Here is a 3,639-nt window from a genome sequence, read left to right as displayed (position 1 = left end):
CTGGCGAGTTCGAGCACGCTCGAGCGCTGCGTCAATTTCCTTTTGGATCACAGGGAGTGGATTGAGGGGAGTTAACGGGTTGTCGACTGCCGTGACACGGTTCGTTTTGGGGTCCCAATGAACGGGACCGAATCGGGCTGGGGATGGATTATTCCTCAGCACGTGTCCCAGAGCGTCATCCTTGTTGAAGTGCCAGAATTCGTAGGGGAAATGAACCAGTCCCTCGGATTCCAGCATGGCTGTGATTTCGAGGCGATTCTTAAGTGCTTCGGGCTCAACGAAGGGAGACCGCATCGGCGTCCGTTCGCTCATCTCAAGATAATGATTGCCCCGCCAGACTTCGCTGCCATCCTCGCGTGAGAACACAGACACGTCGATGGCCGAACCTGACATGTGAGTCCCGATCTTCGGAATGTTCGCGATTAAAACAATCGCACGACGGAAGACCAGTTCAGCAGACGGAATCTCGCCACCGTTCTCCCAGATGCATTTATTCAGGATCGCGTCGAAAAGTTCTGGCTTACGTACGAGTTGGCCCTGCATCTCTAACGAACGGAAGGCATCCTCGATTTTCAGGATCCAGCCCCGATCATTCATCGCTTTACCAACGGCCATGACGACGCTGACCAGGCTTTCCCGCATGAAGAACACGCGTTCGAGGTCACCTGCAATTTTTGAGGTCGAGAACTGCATCTCGATGCCCGCTGACTTGGCCGCTTCAGGCAATGAGGCGAAGCCCTCTCCACACTCTTCAACGGGGTGTGTTAAGAGAAGCTGGACAATGTCATAGCCCCGCTCCATCTGTTCAGCCCAATACGTACGTCGGGCTGCTTCGTCTGTCTGACTCATCTTTTCTCGACCTTATCGAATAAAGGCAATATCGGGGTTCGGACCACATCAGAAACACGTCAGACGACTTGATCACGAACGACGGAACACATCGGCAACGGGCTCAAACTCACGCACAACATCCAGCGGGAACATTGGATGGCTGCACTTTTTGTGACCCAATGACTTCACATTCGCGCTGGTCGATCCCGGAGCATCAACGTTAATCAACTTCGCGCACCAGTCCGCAAACATGTGATGTTCGCAGTGCGGAGACTTCACGACCACCAGATTGAACCGCCGAGGATCCTGACCGTTGGCATAGAAATAAGATCGATCAAACAGACTGACGGGCCGGGTTCCGACAACGAGCGTCAGGTTGTCGGCTTCCAGTACGGCAGTGTCTCCGGAATCCCAGGGCCAGCCGAAGGACTCGCTGAAGAACTTCCCATCCGACAAGAGTCGAACTCGCGCGACAATCTCCAGCGGCTGGAAGCGCGCCGAGTCAACCGCCCCCCCAACCTTCGTCTGAATCATTGCACCAACGCCGGCCTTGAAGGCCTGCTGGACTGCTGCGGGGTCGACAATCGGAGCCAGTACCCGCCCACGGTAACATTGCTTCACAACTTCACGAATGATGGCGTTGCTGTCTCCTGACGCGCCGGAGCTGGTGGCATCTGCGGCATCCATCAGGACCACTGTCCCCTCAGGGATTTCGGCAGCAATTCGAATGCTGTCGGAGAGACTGGTCAGCGGAACCTGCATCTTCTGGTGATGCTTCCAGAAGATCCGGGCGATGTCGGTCGCCTTCTGTTTGGCCCCCTCTTCATCACCATCCATAACCACGATGCAGTTACTTCGCAGTTCAGGAACGTCTGTGAACGGATTACCCCACATGACGCTGGCCCCAAGGCCTCCCTTCGTGGATTCAATCTCCTTTGCCACCTGAATGCACTCACGGATGAGTCCCGTCTCTGTGATCATTTCATCGCCGCGTGCCAGCACGGGAATTTTTACGCGAGCGGTCACAGGCCGTGCTCCCTCGGCCAGAATCTTCATCAGCAGTCTGGCCGCACGGACACCCGTCTCAAAGAAGTCCACATGCGGATAAGTATGAAAGGCCACGACGGCGTCACTCAGTCGTAACATTTTGTCAGTCAGGACGCCGTGGAGATCGAGCGATACGACGAATGGGATCGATTCCCCAAGGATTCCGCGGGCAATCTCCAGCAAGGCCCCTTCCGGATCATCTTCCGAAGCAGCCTGCATCGCTCCGTGCAGCGAGAAATAGGCCGCGTCGACCGGCCCCGAGTCTTTTGCCTGTTGAAGACACTTCGCGAAATCATCACACAATCGCTTGAAGCTTTCCGCCGTCAGAACCCCACCTGACGTATTGGCACTTGCCCCGAATGTGGGTGCCAGTTTCACACTTGAATCTGCGTCGAAAACGCTAAGTGCCCCGCCGACTTCCTCGCGAACTTTGCGATGATGTGACAGCAACTGCTCTCCCCGCACGATGCGGAAATCTTCAAAACAACTGCTGGTGGGATTGAAGGTGGAAACTTCCTGTTTGCATTCGGCAATCACGATTCGAGGCATTTGTCTCTTCACTGTCATCAGGTAGGTGCGGTTCGGACAACGTCAATTGAGCGGAGAACGGACGACTATTTCGTCGGCTTGAAGGACTCAAACACGTCCGCCAGTACCTTGTCTGCAAGTCGTCCCAGTTCGTCAAGGATGATTGGTTCGGCTTCCGGCAGAAGTGGCGACATGTTGGGCTCATAACCACCGTACTGGTGAGACTCGGCGGTGCAGATATATCCCAGACTTCCATTTGCATAACCGATGACAATTGGAATAGCCCGGTCAGCGATCGCTTGTTCAATCTGAAGACCATATTCCACCATGGGCTCGCCCGGCATCGTCAGCAGCAGGAAATCCCCAATTCGCAGCGCCTGCAGCTCACAACGTTGCTTCTCCTGTTTGCCCGGCAGTTCGATGATGCTTGTGGCGCACTTGAGAGGATAAATGGTTTTGCGTTTCGACAGCTCTTCCCGCACCACACTTCGATCTGCAGCACGGACCACGGCGCAGCCAAGGTTCCGCCCCGTCCACTTGATATCGGCTTCGTCGCCACAGCGATACGGCACTCCCGGAAGATTCGGTCTGATGTCTCCGGCACACCCTTGCAAAAACAGGGTTTTGGTTTTCGGACCGTAGATCGTTTCCACAAACGTCTGAGCTTCTCCCGGGAAATCGGCTGTGATCTTGGGGAAACCACCCGGAAACGGTGGAGTCAATTTATCTCCCCAGGTAAACACACACGGATGACAGACCGCGTGCATCAATACCGCCATCGGTTCCAGCGAGCGACCGTCGTCGATCCTCAGGACTTTCACACGATGATCACAGGGGCCTTCAGGATTCAACCGCACGACGGCGCGCCCGTTAATCACTTTCCGTCGGTTAATGTTGAAGTCGATGCGATCTTCGCCATAGCCGATCGTCACCGGTCTCATTTCTTTGGCAGCTGCGGCCCCGGCAGCACCGATCTTCGCCGTGGTCTCTCGATTCCAGGCTGCTTCACGGACCCAGCCTGGCCCTGAATGATTGTGTGAGGCTGCCACCAGCACATTCTCATGAGGCGTTCCTGTCCCCTGCGAGATTGCATCCCGCAGCATCTCGACCATCTCTGTCGGTGCGTCAATGAGATCCACCGTGACGATCGCGGCCTGCGTCTGCTCGTTGGCAATTAACAGGATGCCGGCTCGAAGAGGATCTCTCACCCCATTCGTAGGCCGAACGTGCCCC

The 3,639-nt window shown here is 55.7% G+C and carries 3 protein-coding genes; all 3 read right to left on the bottom strand.

Annotation, left to right across the window (positions count from 1 at the left end):
• On the bottom strand, positions 1 to 849 hold an 849-nt coding region (locus VGE80_RS00685; RefSeq protein WP_440591315.1), incomplete at its 3' end, for a M15 family metallopeptidase.
• A gap of 72 nt (positions 850 to 921) precedes the next feature.
• Complete coding sequence (locus VGE80_RS00680) at positions 922 to 2,427, bottom strand: M81 family metallopeptidase (RefSeq protein ID WP_440591314.1); 1,506 nt, start codon at positions 2,425 to 2,427, stop codon at positions 922 to 924.
• Positions 2,428 to 2,492: 65 nt separating this feature from the next.
• On the bottom strand, positions 2,493 to 3,639 hold a 1,147-nt coding region (locus VGE80_RS00675), incomplete at its 5' end, for a hypothetical protein (RefSeq protein ID WP_440591313.1).

It is taken from the genome of Schlesneria sp., from assembly GCF_036405755.1.
Taxonomy (GTDB): Bacteria; Planctomycetota; Planctomycetia; order Planctomycetales; family Planctomycetaceae; genus Schlesneria; species Schlesneria sphaerica.
Note: the sequence above shows the minus strand (reverse complement) of the source record. Positions and strands in the feature narration are given on the sequence as shown.

Excerpts from the sequence above, each read along its gene's own strand:
- VGE80_RS00680 (WP_440591314.1), bottom strand. The coding sequence starts at position 2,427 with ATGCCTCGAATCGTGATTGCCGAATGCAAACAGGAAGTTTCCACCTTC.